This window comes from Mycobacterium aquaticum (assembly GCF_002086485.1).
In the GTDB taxonomy this organism is placed as follows: domain Bacteria; phylum Actinomycetota; class Actinomycetes; order Mycobacteriales; family Mycobacteriaceae; genus Mycobacterium; species Mycobacterium aquaticum.
On sequence record NZ_MVHF01000018.1, the window covers coordinates 52,921 to 76,401 of the forward strand.

The 23,481-nt window shown below is 66.9% G+C and carries 23 protein-coding genes and 1 pseudogene; 21 read left to right on the forward strand and 3 right to left on the reverse strand.

Translation table 11 applies throughout. From position 1 onward, the window contains the following. The first annotated feature begins 1 nt into the window (after position 1). Genes BST13_RS18375 through BST13_RS39780 form a run of 5 tightly spaced genes read left to right on the forward strand, consistent with a single transcriptional unit; the run spans position 2 to position 4,083 of the window. Positions 2-898, forward strand: coding sequence for a hydroxymethylglutaryl-CoA lyase (locus tag BST13_RS18375; protein WP_083165532.1), 897 nt, complete (start codon positions 2-4; stop codon positions 896-898). Between the two features lie 8 nt (positions 899-906). Then, entirely contained in the window at positions 907-1,521 is a 615-nt protein-coding gene (locus BST13_RS18380) for a TetR/AcrR family transcriptional regulator (protein ID WP_083165457.1), read from the forward strand. A 20-nt stretch (positions 1,522-1,541) separates the two neighbouring features. Next, complete coding sequence (locus tag BST13_RS18385) at positions 1,542-2,780, forward strand: acyl-CoA dehydrogenase family protein (RefSeq protein WP_083165458.1); 1,239 nt, start codon at positions 1,542-1,544, stop codon at positions 2,778-2,780. Next, positions 2,777-3,733 (forward strand): phosphotransferase family protein, encoded by a 957-nt coding sequence (locus tag BST13_RS18390; RefSeq protein ID WP_083165459.1) that lies wholly within the window; start codon positions 2,777-2,779, stop codon positions 3,731-3,733. Before BST13_RS18385 ends, BST13_RS18390 begins: the two co-directional genes overlap by 4 nt. After that, positions 3,730-4,083 (forward strand): DUF6285 domain-containing protein, encoded by a 354-nt coding sequence (locus tag BST13_RS39780; protein WP_083165460.1) that lies wholly within the window; start codon positions 3,730-3,732, stop codon positions 4,081-4,083. Before BST13_RS18390 ends, BST13_RS39780 begins: the two co-directional genes overlap by 4 nt. Before the next feature lie 5 nt (positions 4,084-4,088). Here BST13_RS39780 and BST13_RS18400 read toward each other — a convergent pair whose 3' ends face one another. Further along, entirely contained in the window at positions 4,089-4,718 is a 630-nt protein-coding gene (locus BST13_RS18400; RefSeq protein ID WP_083165461.1) for a class I SAM-dependent methyltransferase, read from the reverse strand. Between the two features lie 121 nt (positions 4,719-4,839). Between BST13_RS18400 and BST13_RS18405 the strand changes: the two genes are divergently transcribed. From BST13_RS18405 to nuoN, 16 genes and pseudogenes are all read left to right on the forward strand, one after another. Further along, on the forward strand, positions 4,840-5,358 hold the full coding sequence (locus BST13_RS18405; RefSeq protein ID WP_083165533.1) for a YceI family protein: 519 nt from the start codon (positions 4,840-4,842) through the stop codon (positions 5,356-5,358). A gap of 64 nt (positions 5,359-5,422) precedes the next feature. Next, positions 5,423-5,821: an Rv3143 family two-component system response regulator gene (locus tag BST13_RS18410; RefSeq protein ID WP_083165462.1), complete on the forward strand. Its 399-nt coding sequence runs from the start codon at positions 5,423-5,425 to the stop codon at positions 5,819-5,821. 174 nt (positions 5,822-5,995) lie between these two features. Beyond that, positions 5,996-6,364: an NADH-quinone oxidoreductase subunit A gene (locus BST13_RS18415; RefSeq protein WP_083165463.1), complete on the forward strand. Its 369-nt coding sequence runs from the start codon at positions 5,996-5,998 to the stop codon at positions 6,362-6,364. Beyond that, on the forward strand, positions 6,355-6,909 hold the full coding sequence (locus tag BST13_RS18420) for a NuoB/complex I 20 kDa subunit family protein (RefSeq protein WP_029372640.1): 555 nt from the start codon (positions 6,355-6,357) through the stop codon (positions 6,907-6,909). Before BST13_RS18415 ends, BST13_RS18420 begins: the two co-directional genes overlap by 10 nt. Then, on the forward strand, positions 6,906-7,583 hold the full coding sequence (locus BST13_RS18425) for an NADH-quinone oxidoreductase subunit C (protein ID WP_083165464.1): 678 nt from the start codon (positions 6,906-6,908) through the stop codon (positions 7,581-7,583). The genes BST13_RS18420 and BST13_RS18425 overlap by 4 nt, the downstream gene beginning before the upstream one ends. Beyond that, positions 7,583-8,881 (forward strand): NADH dehydrogenase (quinone) subunit D, encoded by a 1,299-nt coding sequence (gene nuoD, locus BST13_RS18430; RefSeq protein ID WP_083165465.1) that lies wholly within the window; start codon positions 7,583-7,585, stop codon positions 8,879-8,881. Before BST13_RS18425 ends, nuoD begins: the two co-directional genes overlap by 1 nt. A 32-nt stretch (positions 8,882-8,913) precedes the next feature. After that, a complete protein-coding gene (nuoE, locus tag BST13_RS18435) occupies positions 8,914-9,645 on the forward strand; it encodes an NADH-quinone oxidoreductase subunit NuoE (protein ID WP_083165466.1) in 732 nt (243 codons plus the stop codon). Next, positions 9,642-10,958, forward strand: coding sequence for an NADH-quinone oxidoreductase subunit NuoF (nuoF, locus tag BST13_RS18440; protein WP_083165467.1), 1,317 nt, complete (start codon positions 9,642-9,644; stop codon positions 10,956-10,958). Before nuoE ends, nuoF begins: the two co-directional genes overlap by 4 nt. A 92-nt stretch (positions 10,959-11,050) precedes the next feature. Next, positions 11,051-13,438, forward strand: a complete 2,388-nt coding sequence (locus BST13_RS18445) for an NADH-quinone oxidoreductase subunit G (protein WP_083165468.1) — start codon at positions 11,051-11,053, stop codon at positions 13,436-13,438. Then, positions 13,435-14,658, forward strand: coding sequence for an NADH-quinone oxidoreductase subunit NuoH (nuoH, locus tag BST13_RS18450; RefSeq protein WP_083165469.1), 1,224 nt, complete (start codon positions 13,435-13,437; stop codon positions 14,656-14,658). Before BST13_RS18445 ends, nuoH begins: the two co-directional genes overlap by 4 nt. After that, a pseudogene (nuoI, locus tag BST13_RS18455) lies at positions 14,633-15,175 on the forward strand (NADH-quinone oxidoreductase subunit NuoI); the annotation flags it as partial. The gene nuoH and the pseudogene nuoI, both read left to right, overlap by 26 nt. Then, the gene (locus BST13_RS18460) at positions 15,172-15,933 is read left to right on the forward strand and encodes an NADH-quinone oxidoreductase subunit J (protein WP_083165471.1); all 762 of its coding nucleotides are present in this window, start codon (positions 15,172-15,174) and stop codon (positions 15,931-15,933) included. The pseudogene nuoI and the gene BST13_RS18460, both read left to right, overlap by 4 nt. 27 nt (positions 15,934-15,960) lie before the next feature. Further along, positions 15,961-16,260 (forward strand): NADH-quinone oxidoreductase subunit NuoK, encoded by a 300-nt coding sequence (nuoK, locus tag BST13_RS18465; protein ID WP_029372627.1) that lies wholly within the window; start codon positions 15,961-15,963, stop codon positions 16,258-16,260. 7 nt (positions 16,261-16,267) lie between these two features. After that, positions 16,268-18,148 carry an NADH-quinone oxidoreductase subunit L gene (gene nuoL / locus BST13_RS18470; protein ID WP_083165472.1) on the forward strand — a complete coding sequence of 627 codons (1,881 nt, stop codon included), beginning with the start codon at positions 16,268-16,270 and terminating at the stop codon, positions 18,146-18,148. Further along, positions 18,142-19,740, forward strand: coding sequence for an NADH-quinone oxidoreductase subunit M (locus tag BST13_RS18475; protein ID WP_083165473.1), 1,599 nt, complete (start codon positions 18,142-18,144; stop codon positions 19,738-19,740). The genes nuoL and BST13_RS18475 overlap by 7 nt, the downstream gene beginning before the upstream one ends. 1 nt (position 19,741) lies before the next feature. Then, complete coding sequence (nuoN, locus tag BST13_RS18480) at positions 19,742-21,307, forward strand: NADH-quinone oxidoreductase subunit NuoN (RefSeq protein ID WP_083165474.1); 1,566 nt, start codon at positions 19,742-19,744, stop codon at positions 21,305-21,307. An 85-nt stretch (positions 21,308-21,392) separates the two neighbouring features. Here the strand turns inward: nuoN and BST13_RS18485 are convergent, their stop codons facing one another. Further along, a complete protein-coding gene (locus BST13_RS18485) occupies positions 21,393-21,989 on the reverse strand; it encodes a TetR/AcrR family transcriptional regulator (protein WP_083165475.1) in 597 nt (198 codons plus the stop codon). Beyond that, entirely contained in the window at positions 21,986-23,476 is a 1,491-nt protein-coding gene (locus BST13_RS18490; protein ID WP_083165476.1) for an FAD-dependent monooxygenase, read from the reverse strand. The genes BST13_RS18485 and BST13_RS18490 overlap by 4 nt, the downstream gene beginning before the upstream one ends. Positions 23,477-23,481 lie beyond the last annotated feature (5 nt).

The window sequence follows — 23,481 nt, forward strand, 5'->3', positions numbered from 1 at the left end:
CATGCCCACCCATGTCGATATCCGCGAAGTCTGTCTGCGCGACGGTTTGCAACTCGAGGACCCGATTCCGTTGTCGGCCAAGGTCGCACTGTTGGAAGCCATCGTCGCCACCGGTGTCCGGGAGATCGAGGCGACGGCGTTCGTGTCGCCGTCCAAGGTGCCGGCCCTCGCCGACGCCCCCGAGTTCGCCGAAGCGTTGGCGGCGTTTCCCGACGTGGAATTCTCCGCCCTGGTCGCCAGCCCCAACGGCGCCAAACGCGCCATCGCCTCCGGGTTGCGCTCCATCGAGTACGTGGTGTCGGCCTCCGATGCCCACAGCCAGGCCAACGTCGGCCGCAGCACCGCCGAGGCCACCGCCGCCATCGCCGATGTCACCCGGGTCGCACACGACAGCGACGCCGCGGTCGAGGTCATCATCGCCACGGCGTGGGACTGCCCGTTCGACGGGCCGACCGCACCGCAGCGCGTCGTCGACATCGTCACTGCAGCAATCGAACTCGGTGTCGACAGGATCGCCATCGCCGACACCATCGGGACCACCACCCCGCGGCGCGTCACGTCGCTCATCGAGCAGATCCGCCCGATCGTCGGCGCCCTGCCGCTGGGGGCGCACTTCCACAACACCCGAGGGGCCGGGCTGGCGAGCGCCTACGCCGCGGTGCAGGCCGGTGTGACCCGGCTCGACGCGTCGGTGGGCGGCCTCGGCGGCTGCCCGTTCGCTCCCGGCGCCACCGGCAACATCGCCACCGAAGACTTGGTGTACCTGTTGCGGGACAGCGATATCGACGTCGACGTCGACCTGACCGCCGCGATCGAGGCCGCCAAGGTGGCCCAGCAGCTGGTCGGGCACGACCTCCCCAGTGCGCTGTTGCGCGCCGGTGACCGGATCCGGAACTGACAGCACACATGACGCCGGCCGAATCTCTCACCGCCAAGGGCCGCCAGACCCGCGGAGCCATCGAGCTGGCCGCCCGTAAACTCTTCGCCGAGCGCGGTTTTCACGGCACCACGCTGGCCGACATCACCTCGGCCGCGGGTAAATCCTCGGCGGTGTTCTACCGGTACTTCGACGACAAGGAAGACCTGCTGGCGTCGCTGGCCGAATCGTTCCTGCACGACATCGTCACCCCGTCGGGCATGAGCGTGCCGCTGCCGGACTCGCCTCAGGACACCGACTACTTCACCACCGTGGTCACCGGGTACTGGAATCTGTTCAAGCAGAACATCGGCATCATGATCGCGGTCGCGCAACTCGGTGCCACGCAACCACGATTCGCCGAGGTACAGCATCAGTTCCGGCGGTTCGGCATGGACATGGTCGCCGAGTCGGTGCGGCACGCCGCCGCGCAAGGCTACGCACAGGGACTCAACCCGGAGCACATCGCGGCCGCGATCGCGCTGCTGTTCGAGAACTTCACCGTGGTGGTCGTCGGTAACCCGGGATCGGAACTGCAGATCAGCGATGAGGACGCCATCGCAACGTTGTCGACGATCTGGAAGAAGACCCTCTACGGCTTCTGAGACCAGAAAGAGAGATCAGAGTGGATTTCGCTCTACCAGAACACCTTCCAAGACTGCTCGCGGAGATGGACGCCTTCATCGAGGCGCAGATCAAACCGCTCGAACAGCAGCACATGCAGTACTTCGATCGGCGTCGCGAATTCGCCCGCACCGACCTGGAGAACGGCGGCGTACCCGCCCGTGAATGGGAGGACCTGCTCGACGAGATGCGCCGCCGCGCGGATGCTGCCGGCTGGCTGCGGTACGGCTTGCCCAGCGAGTTCGGTGGCCGCGACGGCACGAACCTGGACATGGCCGTCATTCGGGAACACCTGGCGCACAAGGGACTCGGCCTGCACAACGATCTGCAGGACGAGTCGTCGATCGTCGGGAATTTCCCCCAGGTCATCATGATGAGCCGGTTCGGCACCGAAGCCCAGAAGAACGAATGGGTCGAGGCGATGATCACCGGCAAGCGGTCGATGGCGTTCGGGCTCACCGAACCCGATCACGGCAGCGACGCGACCTGGCTGGAGACCACCGCGGTCAAAGACGGTGACGGCTGGGTGATCAACGGCGCCAAACGCTGGAACACCGGGGTGCACCGCGCCACCCACGATCTGATCTTCGCCAGGACATCGGGGGAACCCGGTCAAGCGGTAGGTATCACCGCGTTCCTGGTGCCGACCGACACTCCGGGTTTCACCGTGCCGTACTACTGGTGGACTTTCAACATGCCCAGCGATCACGGCGAGGTGGTGCTCAAAGACGTCCGGGTGCCCGGTGACGCGGTGCTGGGCGAGGTCGACCACGGCCTTGAAGTCGGGCAGACCTTCTTGCACGAGAACAGGATTCGCCAGGCAGCCAGTAGCCTCGGCGCGGCCCAGTACTGCATCGACCGCGCCGCCGCCTACGCCGGTGAGCGCATCGTCTTCGGCAAACCCCTGGCGGTGAACCAGGCCGTGCAGTGGCCGCTGGCCGAACTGCAGACCGAGGCGCAGATGGTTCGGCTGCTGGTCTACTACGCCGCCTGGCATCTGGACCGGGATCACCACATGGAGGTGTCCGACAAAGTGTCGATGGCCAATTACCGCGCGAACCGGCTGGTGTGCGAGGCGGCCGACCGGGCCATGCAGATCCACGGCGGGCTCGGCTACAGCCGACACGAACCGTTCGAACACATCTACCGGCATCACCGCCGCTATCGGATCACCGAGGGAGCCGAGGAGATCCAGATCCGCCGCGTCGCGCAGCGCATGCTGAAGTTCGGACGAAAGTGATCGACACCGCGGCCCTGGCAGCAGTGTTGGCACCCGAACTGGGCGACGTGACCATCGACGGCCTGCGAGAGCTGACGGGCGGCGCCAGCCGGACCACCTGGGCGTTCGCCGCGGACAGCCGGCCGTTGATCCTGCGTATCGGACCGCCGGACGACGTGCATGCCGGCATGGAGTTGGAGGCTGCCGCGCTGCGCCGGGCGGCCGCGGCAGGCGCACCCGTCCCACACATCCTGGCGGCTTCCAATTCGATTGAGCCGCTCGGGAACCCGTACCTGATCTGCGATTTCATCGACGGTGAGACCATCGTCCGCAAGATCGCCCGCACGCTGGACGATACGTCTCGCCCGGCACTGCTGGCCCAGTGCGCGCGGGCGCTCGCACAGATCCACCGCGCCGACGCGCACGGGATCGGCTTGGCGGAATCCGACCCGCTCACCGAATGGCGCCGCGAACTCGACCAAATGGGCGACACGACAGCCACATTCGAGTGGGCGTTCCGTTGGCTGGCGCACAACCGCCCGGCGCCGACGCGTCCTGTGCTGGTGCACGGCGATTTCCGCATGGGCAACCTGATCGTGGACTCCAGCTCCGGAACAACCAGGCTGGCTGCCGTATTGGACTGGGAGCTCACCCATATCGGGGAGGCCGCCGATGACCTGGCCTGGTTCTGCATTCGCGCCTGGCGGTTCGGCGCACCGAAGGAACTCGCCGCGGGTGGCCTTGGCAGCATCGACGACTTCGTGTCGGCTTATCAGGCGGCCGGCGGCGCCCCCGTCGCCCGGGACACCCTGCACTGGTGGCTGGTGCTGGCCACCCTGCGGTGGGGCGTCATCTGCCGCTACCAGTACGAGCGGCACCGGTGCGGCCAGACGCGGTCGGTTGAGTTGGCGGCGATCGGGCGCCGCGTCTGTGAAACCGAGTACGACCTGCTGACCCTGTTGGAGCAGACATGACCGGACTGCACTACAAACCGACCGCGGCCGAACTGGTGGCTGCCGTCGCGGAGTTCCTGGAAACCGAGGTGCGCGACGGCACCGACCCCGACGGTCGGCGCGCCGACGCGGCAGCGCTGCGGTTCCACGCCCGCGTCGCTGCCAACGTACTGCGCACGGTCGAACGGGAATTGCTCGATGACACCGCCGATGAGCCGGCGCGGGCGATGCGCCAGCTCGGCTTCGACGACGAAGCCGAACTGGCGGCTGCGATCCGCGCGGGCGACTGCGGCGACGAAGTGCTGCCTGCGCTGCACGCCCTGGTGCGGCACCGGCTACGCGTAGCGCACCCGGGCTACGAACGGGAGTGAGCCGTTCAGAGTCGGCGCACTCGCGCCAACCAGGCCGGTTCGTCGACCATCGTGCCCACCGCAACCCCGAACGCCTCGGCGTGCGCCTCCCCCACCACGCCGCGGTACGTGGTGGTCTGTAGCGACTCGAGATCCCATCCGGTGCCGAACGCGGTGCGGATGGTGTCCTCGCTGACCTGAGGCCCGAAGCCCCGGCCTGCGTCGGACAGGGCCAGCACGTACACGAGCCCGCCGGGCCGGCATGCGGCCGCGAGGCTGCGCACGTACGCACCGCGGTCGGCGTCGTCGAAGATGTGGAACAGCGCGCTGTCGACGACGGTCTGGTACGTCGACGTGCCGTCGAGCGCGAGCGCGTCGCCCACCGCGAACTGCGCGTCGACGCCCCGCGCGGCGGCATTGGCACGGGCCTGCTCGATGGCCTGAGGTGCGAAGTCCATACCGAGGACGTCGTAACCCAGCCTGGTCAAAAGGATGGTGTGCTCGCCGGCACCGCACCCGATGTCGAGCACGGGACTGCTGATGCCGCCGGTGCGTTCGAGTTCGACGATGGCTGGTTGCGGCTCGCCGATCACCCAGGGGGCGGTGTTCGATGCGTACGCTTGATCGAACCGGGACATGGTCGGTGTTTCGTCCATGCCGTCCAGTGTTCAATCTCAATGGCACTTGAGGTCAATGGCGGTCCAGGAGATTGATCCGACCACCGGCCCACATCGTGATCAAGACACGACCCGACAGCACGATCTGCACGGAGGCGCCATGACCACTCTTCCGGACATCCTCGTCAACACGACGGGCAGCTGGACGCTGGCCCCAGACCGGTCCTCGGTGACGTTCCGGAACAAGACCGGCTGGGGGCTGGCGACAGTGACAGGCGAGTTCTCTGAGTTCAGCGGCGACGGCGTGGTCGGGGAAACGGTCACCGGGCGCGTGGTGGTTCGGGCGACCTCGCTGCACACAGGGATCACCAAGCGGGACAACCACCTGCGCTCGGCCGATTTCTTCGACGTCGACACCCACCCCGACATCGTGGTCGCAGTGACCGGATTCGAGGCCGCTGACGCCGACAGTGCGCGACTGCGTGCGACCTTGACAGTCCGAGGCACCTCGCGGCCCATCGAATTGCCCGTCACCGTGCAGATTCTCGACGACGGCGCTGCGCGGGTATCCGGCGGCTGCACGGTGGATCGGCGCGAATTCGGTGTGTCGGGCAACATGCTCGGCATGGTCGGACCGAAGACCGACATCTCGGCCGACCTGATGTTCACCCGGGCCTGAACGCGCACAGTCGAATTCGCCGAGTTGACCGGCGCGCACGGGCTCAGCCAGTAGCATCGCCAACATGGTCGGCCCCGCGCCGCTGCGCATCCTGGTGTACAGCGACAATCCGCGCACCCGCGAACAGGTACGACTCGCGCTCGGCAAACGCGTTCACCCGGAACTGCCCGAATTGGACTACGTCGACGTCGCGACCGCACCGATGGTGATCGCACAAATGGACGCGGGCGGATTCGACCTGGCCATCCTGGACGGCGAGGCCACCCCGGCCGGCGGCATGGGCATCGCCAAACAGCTCAAGGACGAGATCGACGATTGCCCGCCGGTCCTGGTACTCACCGGGCGGCCCGACGACGCCTGGTTGGCCAGCTGGTCCCGCGCCGAGGCAGCCGTTCCGCACCCCATCGACCCGATCCGGCTGGGTGACGCGGTGGTGTCCTTGCTGCGCGCCCCGGCCAGGTAATCGGAACGCGAATCAACCTGTAGCCGTTTGAAATTCACCGCAGCGCGGTACGCGCCGTGGTAGGTCGGCGCGTTAGTAACCGATACTAATCAAAATGCGTGGCACGGGCCGCAAAGCTCGCTAGGCTGTGGGTCAGCTCACATCGACAGCCCACCGAGGGAGCGTTCACGCGGCATGAGTCTCTACACGCCAATTCTGGTTCTCGGCGCGATCGCAGCAGCGTTCGCGGTCGTCTCGGTGGGGATCGCCCTCGTCATCGGGCCGCGGCGGTACAACCGCTCCAAACTCGAAGCCTACGAATGCGGTATCGAACCGTTGCCTGCAGGCTCGGCGGGTGCCACCGGCCAGCGGATGCCTATCCGGTACTACCTGACCGCCATGTTGTTCATCGTGTTCGACATCGAGATCGTGTTTCTCTACCCGTGGGCGGTCGCCTTTGACAGTCTGGGCCTGTTTGCGCTGGTGGAGATGTTGTTGTTCATGCTCACGGTGTTCGTGGCGTACGCCTACGTATGGCGGCGAGGGGGCTTGAATTGGGACTAGAGGAACGGCTGCCCGGCGGCATTCTGCTCTCGACGGTCGAAGTGGTGGCCGGGTATGTACGCAAGGGATCGCTGTGGCCTGCGACGTTCGGCCTGGCATGTTGCGCCATCGAGATGATGTCCACCGCGGGGCCGCGATTCGACATCGCGCGGTTCGGCATGGAGCGGTTCTCGGCGACTCCCAGACAGGCCGATCTGATGATCGTCGCGGGCCGGGTCAGCCAGAAGATGGCCCCGGTGCTGCGCCAGATCTACGACCAGATGGCCGAACCGAAATGGGTGCTGGCGATGGGCGTCTGCGCGTCCTCGGGCGGCATGTTCAACAACTATGCGGTGGTCCAGGGTGTCGACCACGTGGTGCCGGTCGACATCTATCTGCCGGGCTGCCCGCCCCGTCCGGAGATGCTGCTGCATGCAATCCTGAAGCTGCACGACAAGATTCAGCAGATGCCACTCGGTGTGAACCGGGCCGAAGCCATCCGCGAGGCCGAGCAGGCCGCCCTGGCGGTGCAGCCGACCATCGAACTCAAAGGACTGCTGAGGTGAGCGACTCCAAGGGCGACACACCGGAGGTGATCGGGGTGCGCCGCGGCATGTTCGGGGCGCGGGGCACCGGTGACACCTCGGGCTACGGCCGGCTGATCCGGTCGGTCGCCCTGCCCGGCAGCTCACCACGGCCCTACGGCGGCTATTTCGACGAGGTCGTCGATCGGCTGGCCGAGGTGCTCGGCGAGGAACGCCATGCGGTGTCCATCGAACGCGTCGTGGTGTACCGCGACGAGCTGACCCTCGAGGTCAGCCGGGTGCAGCTGCCCGCGGTCGCCGCCGTGTTGCGCGACGATCCCGCGTTGCGGTTCGAAATGTGCCTCGGCGTGAGCGGTGTGCACTACCCCGACGACACAGATCGGGAATTGCACGCGGTGTATCCGTTGATGTCCATCACGCACAACCGGCGGATCCGGTTGGAGGTCGCCGCACCGGACGCCGATCCGCACATCCCGTCGTTGTACGGGATCTATCCGACCACCGACTGGCACGAGCGCGAGACCTACGACTTCTTCGGCATCGTGTTCGACGGTCATCCAGCGCTGACCCGTATCGAGATGCCCGACGACTGGGTGGGCCATCCGCAGCGCAAGGACTACCCCCTCGGCGGCGTCCCGGTGGAGTACCACGGCGCGCAGATCCCGCCGCCCGATCAGCGGAGGTCCTACAACTGATGACTACCGACGAATCCTCCGTCGTCATGGTCGGCGGGCAGGACTGGGACGAGGTCGTGGCCGCCGCCCGTGAACACGCCGGCGAGCGCATCGTGGTCAACATGGGGCCGCAGCACCCGTCGACGCACGGGGTGCTGCGGCTGATCCTGGAGATCGAGGGCGAGATCATCACCGAAGCCCGGTGCGGCATCGGGTATCTGCACACCGGCATCGAGAAGAACCTGGAATTCCGCAACTGGACCCAGGGCGTCACCTTCGTCACCCGAATGGATTACCTCTCACCGTTTTTCAACGAGACGGCGTACTGCCTGGGCGTTGAGAAGTTGCTCGGCATCACCGACGACATCCCCGAGCGCGCCAACGTGATCCGCGTGATGCTGATGGAACTCAACCGGATCTCATCGCATCTGGTGGCGCTGGCCACCGGCGGCATGGAACTGGGCGCGATGAGCGCGATGTTCTACGGGTTCCGCGAGCGCGAAGAAATCCTGAAAGTCTTCGAATCGATCACCGGCCTGCGCATGAACCACGCCTACATCCGGCCTGGCGGCGTGGCCGTCGATCTCCCCGGCGAGGCGATGGGCCAGCTGCGGGCCCTGGTGGAGTTGCTGCCGAAACGGTTGAACGACTTGGAGGATCTGCTCAACGAGAACTACATCTGGAAGGCCCGCACGGTCGGCGTCGGGTATCTCGACCTCACCGGCTGCATCGCATTGGGCATCACCGGACCCGTATTGCGGTCCACCGGGTTGCCGCACGACCTGCGCAAGACCCAACCGTATTGCGGTTACGAGAACTACGAATTCGACGTCATCACCGACGACCGGTGTGATTCATACGGCCGCTACATCATTCGCGTCAAGGAGATGCGGGAGTCGTTGAAGATCGTCCAGCAGTGCATCGACCGCCTGGAGCCCGGGCCGGTGATGATCAGCGACAAGAAGCTGGCCTGGCCCGCCGATCTCAAAATCGGCCCCGACGGCCTGGGCAACTCCCCCGAACATATCGCCAAGATCATGGGCCATTCGATGGAAGGGCTGATCCACCACTTCAAGCTCGTCACCGAGGGCATTCGGGTACCGGCCGGTCAGGTCTACGTCGCGGTGGAATCGCCACGCGGCGAGCTCGGCGTACACATGGTCTCCGACGGCGGCACCCGGCCCTACCGGGTGCACTACCGCGACCCGTCGTTCACCAATCTGCAAGCGGTGGCGGCGATGTGCGAAGGCGGCATGGTCGCCGACGCGATCGCGGCGGTGGCGTCGATCGATCCGGTCATGGGCGGAGTGGATCGCTAGATGAGCGCTTGCGCGAAGAGGAGACAGTACAGGTGAGCGAAGTTTTCCTGGAACTCGGGCAACGGCCCGACGAAGCGGGCCCGCCGATCAACGGGCCCGCGGCATATCCTGACGACGTCACCGACCGACTGACCGCCGACGCGCAACGCATCACCGCCCGCTACCCCGACGCGCGCTCGGCCCTGCTACCCCTGCTGCACCTGGTGCAGTCCGAGGATGGGTGCCTCACGCCCGCCGGAATCCGGTTCTGCGCAGAGCGACTCGACCTGACCGACGCCGAGGTCACCGCGGTGGCGACGTTCTACTCGATGTACCGGCGCACCCCGACAGGCGACTACCTGGTGGGAGTGTGCACCAATACGTTGTGCGCGATCATGGGCGGTGACGCCATTCTCGATGTGCTACAGGAGCATCTGGACATCCACGCCGGTCAGACGACCACCGACGGGCGGGTCACCCTCGAGCACATCGAATGCAACGCGGCGTGCGACTACGCGCCCGTCATCATGGTCAACTGGGAGTTCTTCGACAACCAAACCCCTTCGTCGGCACGCGATCTGGTCGACGGTTTGCGGTCCGGCAACCCGCCCGAACCGAGCCGCGGCGCGCCGCTGTGCACCTTCCGCGAGACCGCCCGCACGTTGGCCGGGCTCACCGACCCGCATGTAACGGGCGGCGCACCCGGCGCGGCCACCCTGGCTGGCCTGCGCCAGGCACGCGAACTCGGGACGTCGGCGCCGAATCCGGATGGGGCGAGCACATGACGCCGCTGACACCCGTGCTGAGCCGGTTCTGGGACGAACCCGAACCGTGGACGATGGAGACCTACCGTCGCCACGACGGCTACCGGGCGCTCGAGCGGGCGCTGGCGATGGCGCCTGACGATGTCATTGCGCTGGTTAAAGATTCGGGGCTGCGTGGCCGCGGAGGTGCCGGTTTCCCGACGGGCACGAAGTGGTCGTTCATCCCGCAGGGCACCGAGGGCGCCGGCGCCAAGCCGCACTACCTCGTGGTCAACGCCGACGAGTCCGAACCCGGCACGTGCAAAGACATCCCGCTGATGCTGACCACACCGCATTTCCTGGTCGAGGGCGTGATCATCGCGGCGTACGCTATCCGCGCCAAGCACGCCTTCATCTACGTGCGCGGCGAAGTCGTGCCGGTGTTGCGGCGCCTCCAGGCAGCCGTCGCCGATGCGTACGACGCCGGCTATCTGGGCTCGAACATCCTCGATTCGGGTTTCGACCTGGAACTGACGGTGCACGCCGGTGCGGGTGCGTACATCTGCGGCGAGGAGACCGCGCTGCTTGATTCGCTGGAGGGCCGTCGCGGCCAGCCGCGACTGCGTCCGCCGTTCCCCGCGGTGGCGGGCCTCTACGCCTGCCCCACCGTGGTCAACAACGTCGAATCGATCGCCAGCGTCCCGCCGATCCTGCTCAACGGAGTGGACTGGTTTCGGTCCATGGGTTCGGAGAAGTCCCCGGGTTTCACGCTGTATTCGCTGTCGGGGCATGTGAACAGGCCCGGCCAGTACGAGGCGCCGCTGGGCATCACACTGCGCGAGCTGCTCAACTACGCCGGTGGCGTGCGGACCGGCCACACCTTGAAGTTCTGGACTCCCGGCGGTTCATCGACACCGCTGCTGACCACCGAACACCTCGATGTCCCACTGGATTACGAAGGTATGGCGTCCGTCGGGTCCATGCTCGGAACCAAGGCGCTGCAGATCTTCGACGAGACCACCTGCGTGGTCCGCGCGGTGCGCCGCTGGATCCAGTTCTACGCTCACGAGTCCTGCGGCAAGTGCACCCCGTGCCGCGAGGGCACCTACTGGCTGGCTCAGATCTACGCTCGCCTGGAAACCGGCGCAGCGACCGACGCCGACATCGACAAGCTGCTCGACATCTCCGACACCATCTTCGGGAAGTCGTTCTGCGCGTTGGGCGATGGCGCCGCATCGCCGGTGATCTCGTCGATCAAGTATTTCCGCGACGAGTATGTCGCACATCTGGACGGCGGCTGTCCGTTCGATCCGCACGCCTCGGCGTTGATGGCGACCGAAGAGGCGGGTGTGTAGATGTTTCTCACCGCGAGCAGACACAGAGTCGCACGATTCCCGGGCGTGTCATGCGATTCTGCGACTGCTCGCGCAAGGAAAGGGGGCCGCTCGTGACATTGGCCGAGCCGACCAAAGACACGCCGCCGGTCGAGATGGTCACGTTGACCATCGACGGCGACGAAATCAGGGTTCCGAAGGGAACATTGGTGATCCGTGCGGCTGAGCTGATGGGCATTCAGATCCCCCGGTTCTGCGACCATCCGCTGCTGGACCCGGTGGGCGCCTGCCGCCAATGCCTGGTCGAGGTCGAGGGGCAGCGCAAGCCGATGGCGTCGTGCACCACGACCGTCACACCGGACATGGTGGTGCGCACGCAGTTCAGCTCCGAGGCGGCGGACAAGGCCCAGCGCGGCGTGATGGAACTGCTGTTGATCAACCATCCGCTCGACTGCCCGATCTGCGACAAGGGCGGGGAATGCCCGCTGCAGAACCAGGCCATGTCCAACGGACGCCCCGAGACCCGGTTCACCGATGTCAAACGCACGTTCCCCAAACCGATCAACGTCTCTGCCCAGGTTCTGCTGGACCGTGAACGCTGCGTGCTGTGCGCCCGGTGCACCCGCTTCTCCGACCAGATCGCCGGTGACCCGTTCATCGCCCTGCTGGAACGCGGTGCGCTGCAACAGGTGGGGATCGCGCCCGACGAGCCGTTCCAGTCCTACTTCTCCGGCAACACCGTGCAGATCTGCCCGGTCGGGGCGCTGACCGGCACCGCCTACCGGTTCCGCGCGCGGCCGTTCGACCTGGTGTCCAGCCCCAGCGTGTGTGAGCACTGCGCGTCGGGATGCGCCCAGCGCACCGATCATCGCCGCGGAAAAGTGCTGCGCCGCTTGGCCGGTGACGATCCCGAGGTCAACGAGGAGTGGAACTGCGACAAGGGCCGGTGGGCGTTCACCTACCCGACCGTCGGCGACCGCATCACCACCCCACTGCTGCGCGACGACAACGGCGGCCTGCGTCCGGCGTCCTGGTCGGAGGCCCTCACCGTGGCCGGGGCCGGCCTGCTGGCGGCGGGCGGTGACACCGGCGTCCTGGTGGGCGGGCGCAGCACACTGCAGGACGCCTACGCCTACTCGAAGTTCGCCCGAATGGTGCTGGGCACCAACGACATCGACTTCCGGGCGCGCGACCACTCAGCGGAAGAGGCCGACTTCCTCGCCACCGCCGTGGCCGGCAGGCCGATGACGCTGCGCTACGCGGAGCTGGAAACCGCGCCGACCGTCCTGCTGGCGGGATTCGAACCCGAAGAGGAATCACCGATCGTCTTCCTGCGGCTACGCAAGGGGGCCCGCAAGAACCGGGTGGGGGTACTGGCGCTGGCACCGTTCGCCACGCGTGGCCTGGAGAAGATGTCGGGGACGCTGATCGCGACCGTCCCCGGCACCGAGGCCGCCGCGCTCGACGCGTTGACCGGCGATGCTCGGCTGCGCGAACAGGGTGCCGTCATCCTGGTCGGTGAACGGCTCGCCGGCTCGCCGGGCGCACTGTCGGCAGCTGCCCGACTGTCCGCCGCCACCGGCGCCCGGCTGGCCTGGATTCCGAGGCGAGCAGGGGAACGCGGGGCCGTGGAGGCCGGTGCCCTGCCCAACCTGCTGCCCGGCGGCCGTCCGGTCACCGATCCGCAGGCCCGCGCACAGGCCGAGCAGGCCTGGAACTCCGGCGAACTGCCGAGCACACCCGGCCGGGACACCAATGCGATCCTGACCGCGGCGGCCGACGGTCGGCTGGGCGCGCTGCTCGTCGGCGGCGTCGAACTCGACGATCTTCCCGACCCGGCTCTGGCCGTGTCAGCGCTGCGCGCGACGCCGTTCGTCGTCAGCCTGGAGTTGCGGGAAAGCGCGGTGACCCAACTGTCCGACGTGGTGTTCCCGGTCGCGCCGGTGGTCGAGAAGGCCGGCGCATTCGTCGACTGGGAGGGCCGGCTCCGGCCGTTCGAACCGTCATTGCGCACCAATGCGATTCCCGATCTGCGGGTCCTGCACTACCTCGCCGACGAGATAGGCGTCGACCTGGGGATGTCGAGCGCGGCGGCGGCCGACACCGAGCTGGCCGCACTGGGCTCATGGTCCGGGCCACGTGCCGACGCACCGTCGGTGCCGCCCGCCGCGCAGGCGGAGCCGGGCCCCGGGCAGGCAATCCTCGCAAGCTGGCGCATGTTGCTGGACTCGGGGCGACTGCAGGACGGCGAGCCGTATCTGGCCGGCACAGCACCGACACCGGTGGTCCGGCTGTCGGCCGCGACTGCCGCGGAAATCGGGGTGGCCCACGGTGATCCGGTGACTGTCCGGACCGACCGCGGTGCCGTCACCCTGCCGCTGGCGGTGACCGAGATGGCCGACCGGGTGGTCTGGCTCCCACTGCACTCCCCCGGCTCGGCGGTGTACCGGCAGCTGGGCGCATCGGCCGGAGCCATCGTCTCGATCGGAGCCGGATCATGACATATCCCGACCCCACCCTGTTCGGTCATGATCCGTGGTGGCTGATCCTCGCCAAGTCGCTGGCGATCTTCGTGTTCCTGTTGCTGACGGTGTTGACCGCCATCCTCGTCGAACGCAAAGTGTTGGGCCGCATGCAAATGCGGCCGGGCCCCAACCGGGTCGGCCCCTGGGGTCTGTTGCAGTCCCTGGCAGACGGCATCAAGCTGGCGCTCAAAGAGGGCCTCACCCCTGCCGGCGTGGACAAGCCGATCTACCTACTCGCGCCGGTGATCTCCGTGATCCCGGCGTTCATGGCGTTCGCGGTGATCCCGATGGGCGGCGCGGTGTCGGTGTTCGGACACCGCACGCCACTGCAATTGACCGACCTCCCTGTCGCGGTGCTCTACGTACTGGCCGTCACCTCCATCGGGGTATACGGAATCGTGCTGGCGGGATGGGCGTCGGGCTCCACCTACCCGCTGCTGGGTGGTCTGCGGTCCAGCGCTCAGGTGATCTCGTACGAAATCGCGATGGCGCTCTCGTTCGCCGCGGTGTTCCTCTACGCCGGCACCATGTCCACGTCCGGGATCGTCGCGGCTCAGGACCGCACCTGGTACGTGTTCGTGCTGCTCCCGTCGTTCGTGGTGTACGCGACCTCGATGGTCGGCGAAACCAACCGGGCGCCTTTCGATCTGCCCGAGGCCGAGGGCGAGCTCGTCGGCGGTTTCCACACCGAGTACTCGTCGCTGAAATTCGCGATGTTCATGCTCGCCGAATACGTCAACATGACCACCGTCTCGGCGTTGGCCACCACCATGTTCCTCGGCGGATGGCATGCCCCGTTCCCGTTCAACATGATCGACGGCGCCAACAGCGGATGGTGGCCGCTGCTGTGGTTCACCGCCAAGGTGTGGACCTTCATGTTCATCTACATCTGGCTGCGGGCCACCCTGCCGCGGCTGCGCTACGACCAGTTCATGGCACTCGGCTGGAAGGTTCTGATCCCAGTGTCGCTGGTCTGGATCATGGTCGTGGCCGTCACCCACAGTCTGCGCACGCACGGTTACCAGGGTTGGGCCACCGGCCTGATCAGCGCGGCTGTCGTCATCGTCCTGCTGCTGGCGGCGGTGCTGTGGAAGTCGTTGCGGCGCAGAAGTCTCCCACCGCCGCCCGAGCAGAGCGCCGGGGCGTACCCCGTCCCGCCACTCCCGTCCGTCAGGAAGGAGACGGCCGATGCCTAAGTTCCTCGACGCGCTGGCCGGTTTCGCGGTCACGTTCGGCTCGATGTTCAAAAAGCCGATCACCGAAGAGTATCCGGAGAAACCCGGGCCCGTCGCGCCCCGATATCACGGTCGCCACCAGCTCAACCGGTATCCCGACGGACTGGAAAAGTGCATCGGCTGTGAACTGTGCGCGTGGGCCTGCCCGGCCGACGCCATCTTTGTCGAGGGGGCCGACAACCTGCCCGGCGAGCGGTTCTCACCGGGTGAGCGTTACGGGCGGGTGTACCAGATCAACTATCTGCGTTGCATCGGCTGCGGGCTGTGCATCGAGGCGTGCCCGACTCGCGCGCTGACCATGACCAACGACTACGAAATGGCCGACGACAACCGCGCCGACCTGATCCTGGGCAAGGACAAACTGCTGGCGCCATTGCAGCCGGGCATGCTGGCACCGCCGCACGAGATGGCCCCGGGCAGCACCGATGACGACTACTACCTGGGCAAGATCTCGCCCTGTACCGAGGACGCTAGATGACGCCCGAATTGCTGGCGGCGGCCACCGACGCAGTCACCAGGACCTCGACGTCAGAGGCCGTGGTGTTCTGGGTGCTCGGCGCGGTCGCGGTGCTCGGAGCGATTGGCGTGGTGGCCGCGCCCAAGGCTGTGTACTCGGCGGTGTTCCTGGCGTCCACGATGATTGCGCTCGCGGTGCTCTACGTCGCCCAGGATGCGTTGTTCCTCGGGGTGGTGCAGGTGGTCGTCTACACCGGTGCGGTGATGATGCTGTTCCTGTTCGTCCTGATGCTCATCGGTGTCGACCTGACAGAGTCCCTGGTGGAAACCCTACGCGGACAACGGGTGGCGGCACTGATCGCCGGGCTGGGCTTCGGCATCCTGCTGATCGGTGGCATCGGCAACGTATCGGCGGTGGGTTTCACCGGGCTCGCGCAGGCCAACAGCGGCGGCAACGTCCAGGGTCTGGCGGCACTGATCTTCACCCGCTACCTGTGGGCGTTCGAGCTCACCAGTGCGCTGCTGATCACGGCCGCGCTGGGGGCCATGGTGCTGGCGCACCGGGAACGCTTCGAACGCCGAAAGACGCAGCGTGAATTGGCGATCGAACGCTTCCAGGCCGGCGGACGGCCGACGCCGCTGCCCAATCCCGGCGTCTACGCCCGACACAATGCCGTCGACATCCCGGCGCGGCTGCCCGACGGTTCGGACGCCGTGCTGTCGGTCAGCGCGATCCTGCCGCAGCGCAGCGTGCCGGCTGATGGGAAGAGGGAGCACTAGCATGGATCTGCGGACGCGAGGAGCATAATGGATCCCGCGAATTATCTGTATCTGTCCGCTCTGCTGTTCACCATCGGTGCGGCCGGAGTGTTGTTGCGGCGCAACGCCATCGTCATGTTCATGTGCGTGGAGTTGATGCTCAACGCGGCGAACCTGGCGTTCGTGACGTTCTCTCGCATGCACGGTCATCTCGATGGCCAGGTGGTGGCGTTCTTCACCATGGTGGTCGCCGCCTGCGAGGTGGTGATCGGCCTGGCCATCATCATGACCATCTTCCGCACCCGGCACTCGGCCTCGGTCGACGACGCCAGTCTGCTGAAACACTAAGGGCGCCATGACACTTCCTATCTGGTTGCTGATCGCCCTCCCAGCCGCGGGGGCAGCGATCCTGCTGTTGGCAGGGCGCAGATCGGACCGCTGGGGCCACTTGCTGGGATGCGCCGCATCGATTGCCGCGTTCGTCGTGGGCGCGGTGCTGTTCACCGGAATGCTGGGCCGCACAGGCGAGGCGCGGGGTGTGCACGAAACGTTGTTCTCCTGGGTCCCGGTGGCCGGACTGCAGGTCGACTTCGGTCTGCAGCTCGATGCGCTGTCCGTGTGCTTCGTGCTGTTGATCACCGGTGTCGGCTCGCTGATCCACATCTACTCCATCGGCTATATGGCAGAAGATCCCGACCGGCGACGGTTTTTCGCGTACCTGAATTTGTTCTTGGCGGCCATGCTGCTGCTGGTGTTGGCGGACAACTACCTCGGGCTCTACGCGGGGTGGGAAGGCGTCGGCCTGGCCTCCTACCTGCTCATCGGGTTCTGGTCATACCGGCCATCGGCAGCCACCGCCGCCAAGAAGGCCTTCGTCGTCAACCGGGTCGGCGACATGGGTCTGGCGATCGCGCTGATGATCATGTTCGCGACCATCGGCTCGATCTCGTTCGCCGGCGTGTTCTCCGCCGCGCCGGGGGTGAGCCAGCCGGCGCTGACGGCCATCGGGCTGCTGTTGTTGCTGGGAGCATGCGGCAAGTCCGCGCAGGTGCCGCTGCAGTCCTGGTTGGGCGACGCCATGGAGGGCCCGACGCCGGTGTCGGCGCTGATTCACGCGGCGACCATGGTCACCGCGGGCGTGTACCTGATCGTGCGGTCCGGCCCGATTTTCGATCTGACACCGGCCGCGCAGACCGGCGTCGTCATCGTCGGCGCCGTCACGCTGCTGTTCGGCGCGATCATCGGTTGCGCCAAGGACGACATCAAGAAGGCCCTGGCCGCGTCGACCATGAGCCAGATCGGCTACATGGTGCTCGCGGCCGGGCTCGGGCCGGCAGGTTACGCCTTCGCGATCATGCACCTGCTCACCCACGGCTTCTTCAAGGCCGGGCTGTTCCTCGGTGCCGGCTCGGTCATGCACGCCATGAACGACGAGGTGAACATGCGCCGCTACGGTGGGCTCCGCAAGGCCCTGCCGGTCACCTTCGCCACGTTCGGGCTCGGGTATCTCGCGATCATCGGGGTACCTCCGCTGGCCGGATTCTTCTCCAAGGACGGCATCATCGAGGCCGCACTGGGCGCAGGCGGCGTCCGTGGCGTGATCCTCGGTGGCGCCGCCATTCTCGGCGCCGGGATCACCGCGTTCTATATGACCCGGGTGATGCTGATGACGTTCTTCGGCGAACCGCGGTGGGCCGAAGACGCTCATCCCCACGAGGCGCCGGCCGTCATGACGTGGCCGATGATCCTGCTCGCAGTCGGCTCGGTGGTCTCCGGCGGTGCCCTGGCGATCGGCGGGACGTTGTCGCACTGGCTTCAGCCCGTGGTCGGCAGGCATGAGGCCGAGCATGGTGTGCCCGCATGGGTGGTCACCGTCGTCGTCCTGGCAGTGGTGGCCATCGGCATCGTGATCGCCTACCGCATGTATGCGCGGCAACCGGTTCCCGAGCAGGTCCCGGCCGGATCCGCACTCACGGTGGCGGCCCGACGGGACCTCTATGGCGACGCGTTCAACGAGGCGGTGTTCATGCGAGGTGGGCAGACGTTGACCGCGGCTCTGGTCGAAGTCGACGACAAGGGTGTGGACGGGGCGGCCACCGGACTGGCCGCTCTGGTCAGCGGAATCTCTGACCGGTCCCGACAATGGCAGACGGGTTTTGCCCGGTCCTATGCGCTGTCGATGCTCGCCGGCGCGGCGCTCGTGGTGGCGGCGATCCTGGCGGTGCGGCTGTGGTGAACACGTTTCCGTGGTTGACGGTGCTCTGGGCGGTCCCGACGGTCGGCGCCGCGATCGTGATCCTCATCCCGGCCGGGCAGCGCGCCCTGGCCAAATGGCTCGCGCTGGCCGTGTCGGTGGTCGGGCTCGCTGTGGCGGTGGTGCTCGCGGTCGGCTTCGACCCGGCCGGCAAGCAGTATCAGTTCGTCGAATCTCACCCGTGGATACCATCTTTCGGGACCGGGTACATCCTCGGCGTCGACGGGATCGCGCTCGCGCTGGTGGTGCTCACCGCGGTCTTGATGCCCCTGCTGATCATCGCGGGATGGAACGACGCCGCCGACCGGACCGGGCTGGCCGGCCGTTCGGTGCAGGCATATCTCGCACTGATGCTGGCTGTCGAGGGCATGGTGTTCATGTCGCTGGTGGCCCTGGACATTCTGCTGTTCTACGTGTTCTTCGAGGCCATGCTGATCCCGATGTACTTCCTCATCGGCGGCTTCGGAGGTGAGAACAGGTCGCGTGCAGCGGTGAAGTTCCTGCTGTACAACCTCTTCGGCGGGCTGGTCATGCTGGCCGCGGTGATCGGACTGTATGTGGTGACGGCGCAGTCCGACGTCTTCGGCTCCGGCACTTTCGATTTCCGGGCGATCGTCGAGGCAGTCGCGTCGGGTCGGCTGGTGCTCAGTCCCGAGGTGGGTGGCTTCCTGTTCCTGGGTTTCATGTTCGCGTTCGCGGTCAAGGCCCCGCTGTGGCCGTTCCACCGCTGGCTGCCCGATGCCGCGGTGGAGGCCACCCCGGCCAGCGCGGTGTTGATGATGGCGATCATGGACAAGGTCGGCACGTTCGGTATGTTGCGCTACTGCCTCCCGTTGTTCCCCGACGCGGCAACCTATTTCCGGCCCGTGATCATCACCCTGGCCGTGATCGGGATTGTGTACGGCGCGGTGCTGGCGATCGGGCAGGTCGACGTCATGCGGCTCATCGCCTACACATCGATCTCGCACTTCGGCTTCATCATCCTGGGCATCTTCGTCATGACCAGCCAGGGACAGTCCGGGTCGACTCTGTACATGATCAACCACGGGATCTCCACGGCTGCTCTGTTCCTCATCGCCGGATTCCTGGTGTCGCGGCGCGGTTCCCGGTTGATCGCCTCTTACGGCGGGGTGCAGAAGGTGGCGCCGGTCCTGGCCGGCACCTTCCTGGTGGCCGGTCTCGCCACCCTGTCTCTGCCGGGCCTGGCCCCGTTCATCAGCGAATTCCTGGTCCTGATCGGCACATTCACCCGCTATCCGGTGTTGGCGGTGTTCGCCGCCACCGCCCTGGTGCTGTCTGCGGTCTACATCCTGTGGACCTACCAGCGGATGATGACCGGACCTGTTCGTGAGGACGACAGCGACGGCACCGAGAGTGTGCGTAGCTTGCGCGATCTCGTTCCTCGCGAGCTCGCCGTGGTGGCGCCGCTCATCGCGCTGCTGCTGGTGCTCGGGATCTATCCCAAACCCGCGCTCGACGTGATCAATCCGGCTGTTCACCACACCCTGACGATCATGGGCCAGACCGATCCGGTACCGAGCGCACCGCCGACCGTGGCGGAAGGGAGCCGCTGACATGGTGACACCCAGCATCGAATACGGCTTGCTCTCCCCCATGCTGATCGTCTTCGGTGTGGCGGTCGCCGGTGTTCTCGTGGAGGCTTTCGCGCCGCGCCGCAGCCGCTACCCGATTCAGGTGACCCTGGCGCTCGGCGGGCTCATCGCCGCGATCGTCGCGGTGGGGCTGCTGGCGCGCGACCTGCACGGCAGTCCCGGCCGGGCCGCGGTACTGGGCGCGGTCATGCTCGATCCGCCCGCGTTGTTCCTGCAGGCCACCATCGCCCTGGTCGGCATTCTGGGGATCCTGCTGATCGCCGAACGCCAGATCGGCAGCCAAACCGATGACAGCGCACGCGGTCTGGACGGTTTCACCCCGCAGGCCTCTGCGGTCGCCGGCAGTGTGGCGGAGCAGTTGGCCACCCGTGCCGGCGTGATGCAGACCGAGGTGTTTCCTCTGACCATGCTGGCCATCGGCGGCATGCTGCTGTTCCCGGCGGCCAACGATCTGCTCACCATGTTCATCGCGCTGGAAGTGCTGTCGTTGCCGCTGTACCTGCTGTGCGGGCTGGCGCGGCGGCGCCGGTTGCTATCCCAGGAAGCGGCACTGAAGTACTTTCTGCTGGGCGCGTTTTCGTCGGCGTTCTTCTTGTACGGCGCGGCGATGCTGTACGGCTATTCCGGCACGCTGACGCTGCCCGGCATCGCCGACGCGGTGGCCACGGGCAGTGGGCACACGTCGCTCGCGCTGATCGGCATCGGCCTGCTGCTGGTCGGGCTGCTGTTCAAAGTCGGTGCGGTGCCGTTCCATTCGTGGATTCCCGACGTGTATCAAGGGGCGCCGACGGCCATCACGGCGTTCATGGCGGCCGCCACCAAGATCGCCGCTTTCGGTGCCACGCTGCGCATTTTCTACGTCGCGCTGCCGCAACTGCGCGCCGACTGGCGCCCGGTGCTGTGGGCGGTGGCGATCCTGACCATGGTGGTCGGCACCATCACCGCCGTCACCCAGACAGACGTCAAACGCATGCTGGCGTACTCGGCCGTCGCGCATTCGGGCTTCATCCTCACCGGTGTGATCGCCGCGAATCCGGCCGGGGTGTCGTCGACGCTGTTCTACCTGTTCGCCTACGGCTTCAGCACAGTTGGTGCGTTCGCGGTGGTCGGTCTGGTCCGCGATGCCAGCGGCGAGGAGGCGACCGCCATGTCGCGGTGGGCCGGGCTGGGACGGCGCTATCCGGTTGTCGGCGTGGTGTTTTCGCTGTTTCTGCTGGCGTTCGCCGGTATCCCGCTGACCAGCGGGTTCGTCAGCAAGTTCGCGGTGTTCAAGGCGGCCGGTCAGGGCGGGGCCATTCCGCTGGTGATCGTCGGCGTGATCGCCAGCGCCGTCGCCGCCTACTTCTACGTGCGGGTCATCGTGCTGATGTTCTTCACCGATCCTCCGGAGGACGCCCCCGACGTGGTGGTGCCGAGCGGGCCGACCATGACCGTGGTGGCCGTCACCGCGGTGGTGACCTTCGCCCTCGGCGCGCTCCCGCAGCCCCTGCTGGATCTCGCCAACAACGCCGAAGCCTTCCTGCGCTGACGTTTCCCGCGCCAACTTTCCCCGGCGAGCAGACACTGGGGTACGCGACACGCCGCACTTCCGGTACCGCAGTGGCTGCTCGCGGTTATGGCAACAGACCCACCTGGCGGTAGGCGGCCTCCAAGTAGTGCTTCATCTGCCTGGCGGTCGGCGGATCTGGTTGCAACACCCGGTAGGTCACGCCGCCGGCGAGCATGTCGACGAGCACGTCCAGATCGGCGTCGGGCGCGATCCGCCCGTCGGCCTGGGCGCGACGGAGCATCGCGACGGCCAGCTCGCGCCGAGGCTGGATGTAATGCGTCCAGTAGGTCTGCATCAACAGTGGGTGGGTTACCGCTGAACCGTAGATTTGGGCGACGAGCGCACGGAAGCGCGGATCGGCGGCTGTTCGAGCTGCGGCGGCGATGTTGCGCTTGACGAGCTGATGCGTTGGCGTGGCAGCGATCTCGTCGCGTGTAGGCCAGGTGACATCGGCGGTCACGAGTGTTTCGATCGCGTCGGCGACCAGAGCCTCTTTCGTCGACCACCGTCGATACAGCGTCGGTTTCCCGACACCGGCTCGCTTGGCGATCTGTTCCATACTCATCGCGGAGATGCCTTGTTCGATGAACAGATCCAGCGCGGCAGCGAGGATCGCGGTGTCGACAGCAGGATCGCGGGGGCGTCCGCGGGCCGCTGTCATCGGACGCGCCCGGTGGCCAGGGCCCGGGACAACCAGCTGCCGAGCCGCTCGGGATCCGTTCCACGCCAGGCCAAGTGGCCGTCGGGGCGCACGAGATACGTGTCAGACCGGCCGGCCTGGTGCAGGATGGTCACCCGATCGGCCAGATGGGCCCGAGCGACGCCGTACGCCGCTGACCGGGCATCGGAGATCAGCGCCCAATGTCCGCGCAGCTGTGTGTAGAGCCGCACCGGGCTGCCGTCACATGCCCGATACGTTCCGTCGGCGACCCGGTCGCCGGGTCTGGGCTTGGGCGCCAACGGAAGTGACTTCTCGGCCAGCGGGCCCGTGTGGTAGCTCACCCATAGTTGCGATGTCTGGTAGGTGATCCAGCGTTGTACGGCAGGCAGATTGAGCACGGGTACCGCAATCCGGTCCCGGACGAAGCGGCCCACCGGCCGCTGTGTGATGTTCATCCTGGTGACCGCACTGGTACCGCGCAGCACCTCGGTGGCCAATGGGCGACGTTCGGCCTCGTAGCTGTCCAGTAGCGGTTGCCCTGCCGTTCCCTTGACCACCAAAGCCAGTTTCCAGGCGAGGTTTTCGGCATCGCCGAGCCCGGTCAGCATGCCTTGCCCGCCGAACGGCGCGTGGGTGTGCGCGGCGTCGCCCGCGATGAGGACACGACCTCGGCGGTAGGTGTCCGCCAGCCTGCGGTGCACGGTGAACGTCGACAGCCACTCGGCCTCGGTCACCCGCACGTCGCGCCCGGTTCGCTCGGGCAGTTGTCGTCGCAGCCGGTGCAGGATCTCGTCGCCCGCCGCGTCGTCGGCCAGGTCGGGATCGTAGGCGATGATGCGCCACGTATTGTCGGGCATCGGCATGGCCCCGACCATGCCGTCGGGGTGGATCCAGCCCGTGGTGCCCGACCGGTCGAGATCCCAGTCGAGTCGCACGTCGGCCAGCAGGAAGCGCTCGCTGAGCCGCCCACCACGGAAGCCGATCCCGGCGCGGCGCCGGGTGGTGCTGGCGGCGCCGTCGCAGCCGACGAGCCAGGCCGCGCGGGTCGTCGCACCGTCCCCGAGGGTCGCCTCCACACCGCCGGCGTCCTGCCGCAGGTCGGTCAGCGGTGTCGACCAGTCGACCGCACCGCCCAGCTCGGCGAGCCGGCCCCGCAGGGCCGCTTCCACGGCCGCCTGCGAGACGACCATAGGTGGTGCGGCTGAACGGATTCCGGGGTCGCCGAACCGAATCCGCATGACCGGCTCGTCGCCGAGGTAGGTGGTGATCCGCATGGCACGCACCGACTGCTGTGGCAGCGTGCCGAGAGCTCCTAGGCGGTCGAGCACCTCCGATCCCCGCGCGTGCACGAAGTTTGCCCGCGATGTCGTGGCCGGACCCTCGGCCTTGTCGATGATGCGCACCGGCACACCCTGACTCAGCAATCCGCAGGCCACCGCCAGGCCGGCCGGGCCTGCCCCGGCGATCAACACCTCACCATCGGCCATGATCC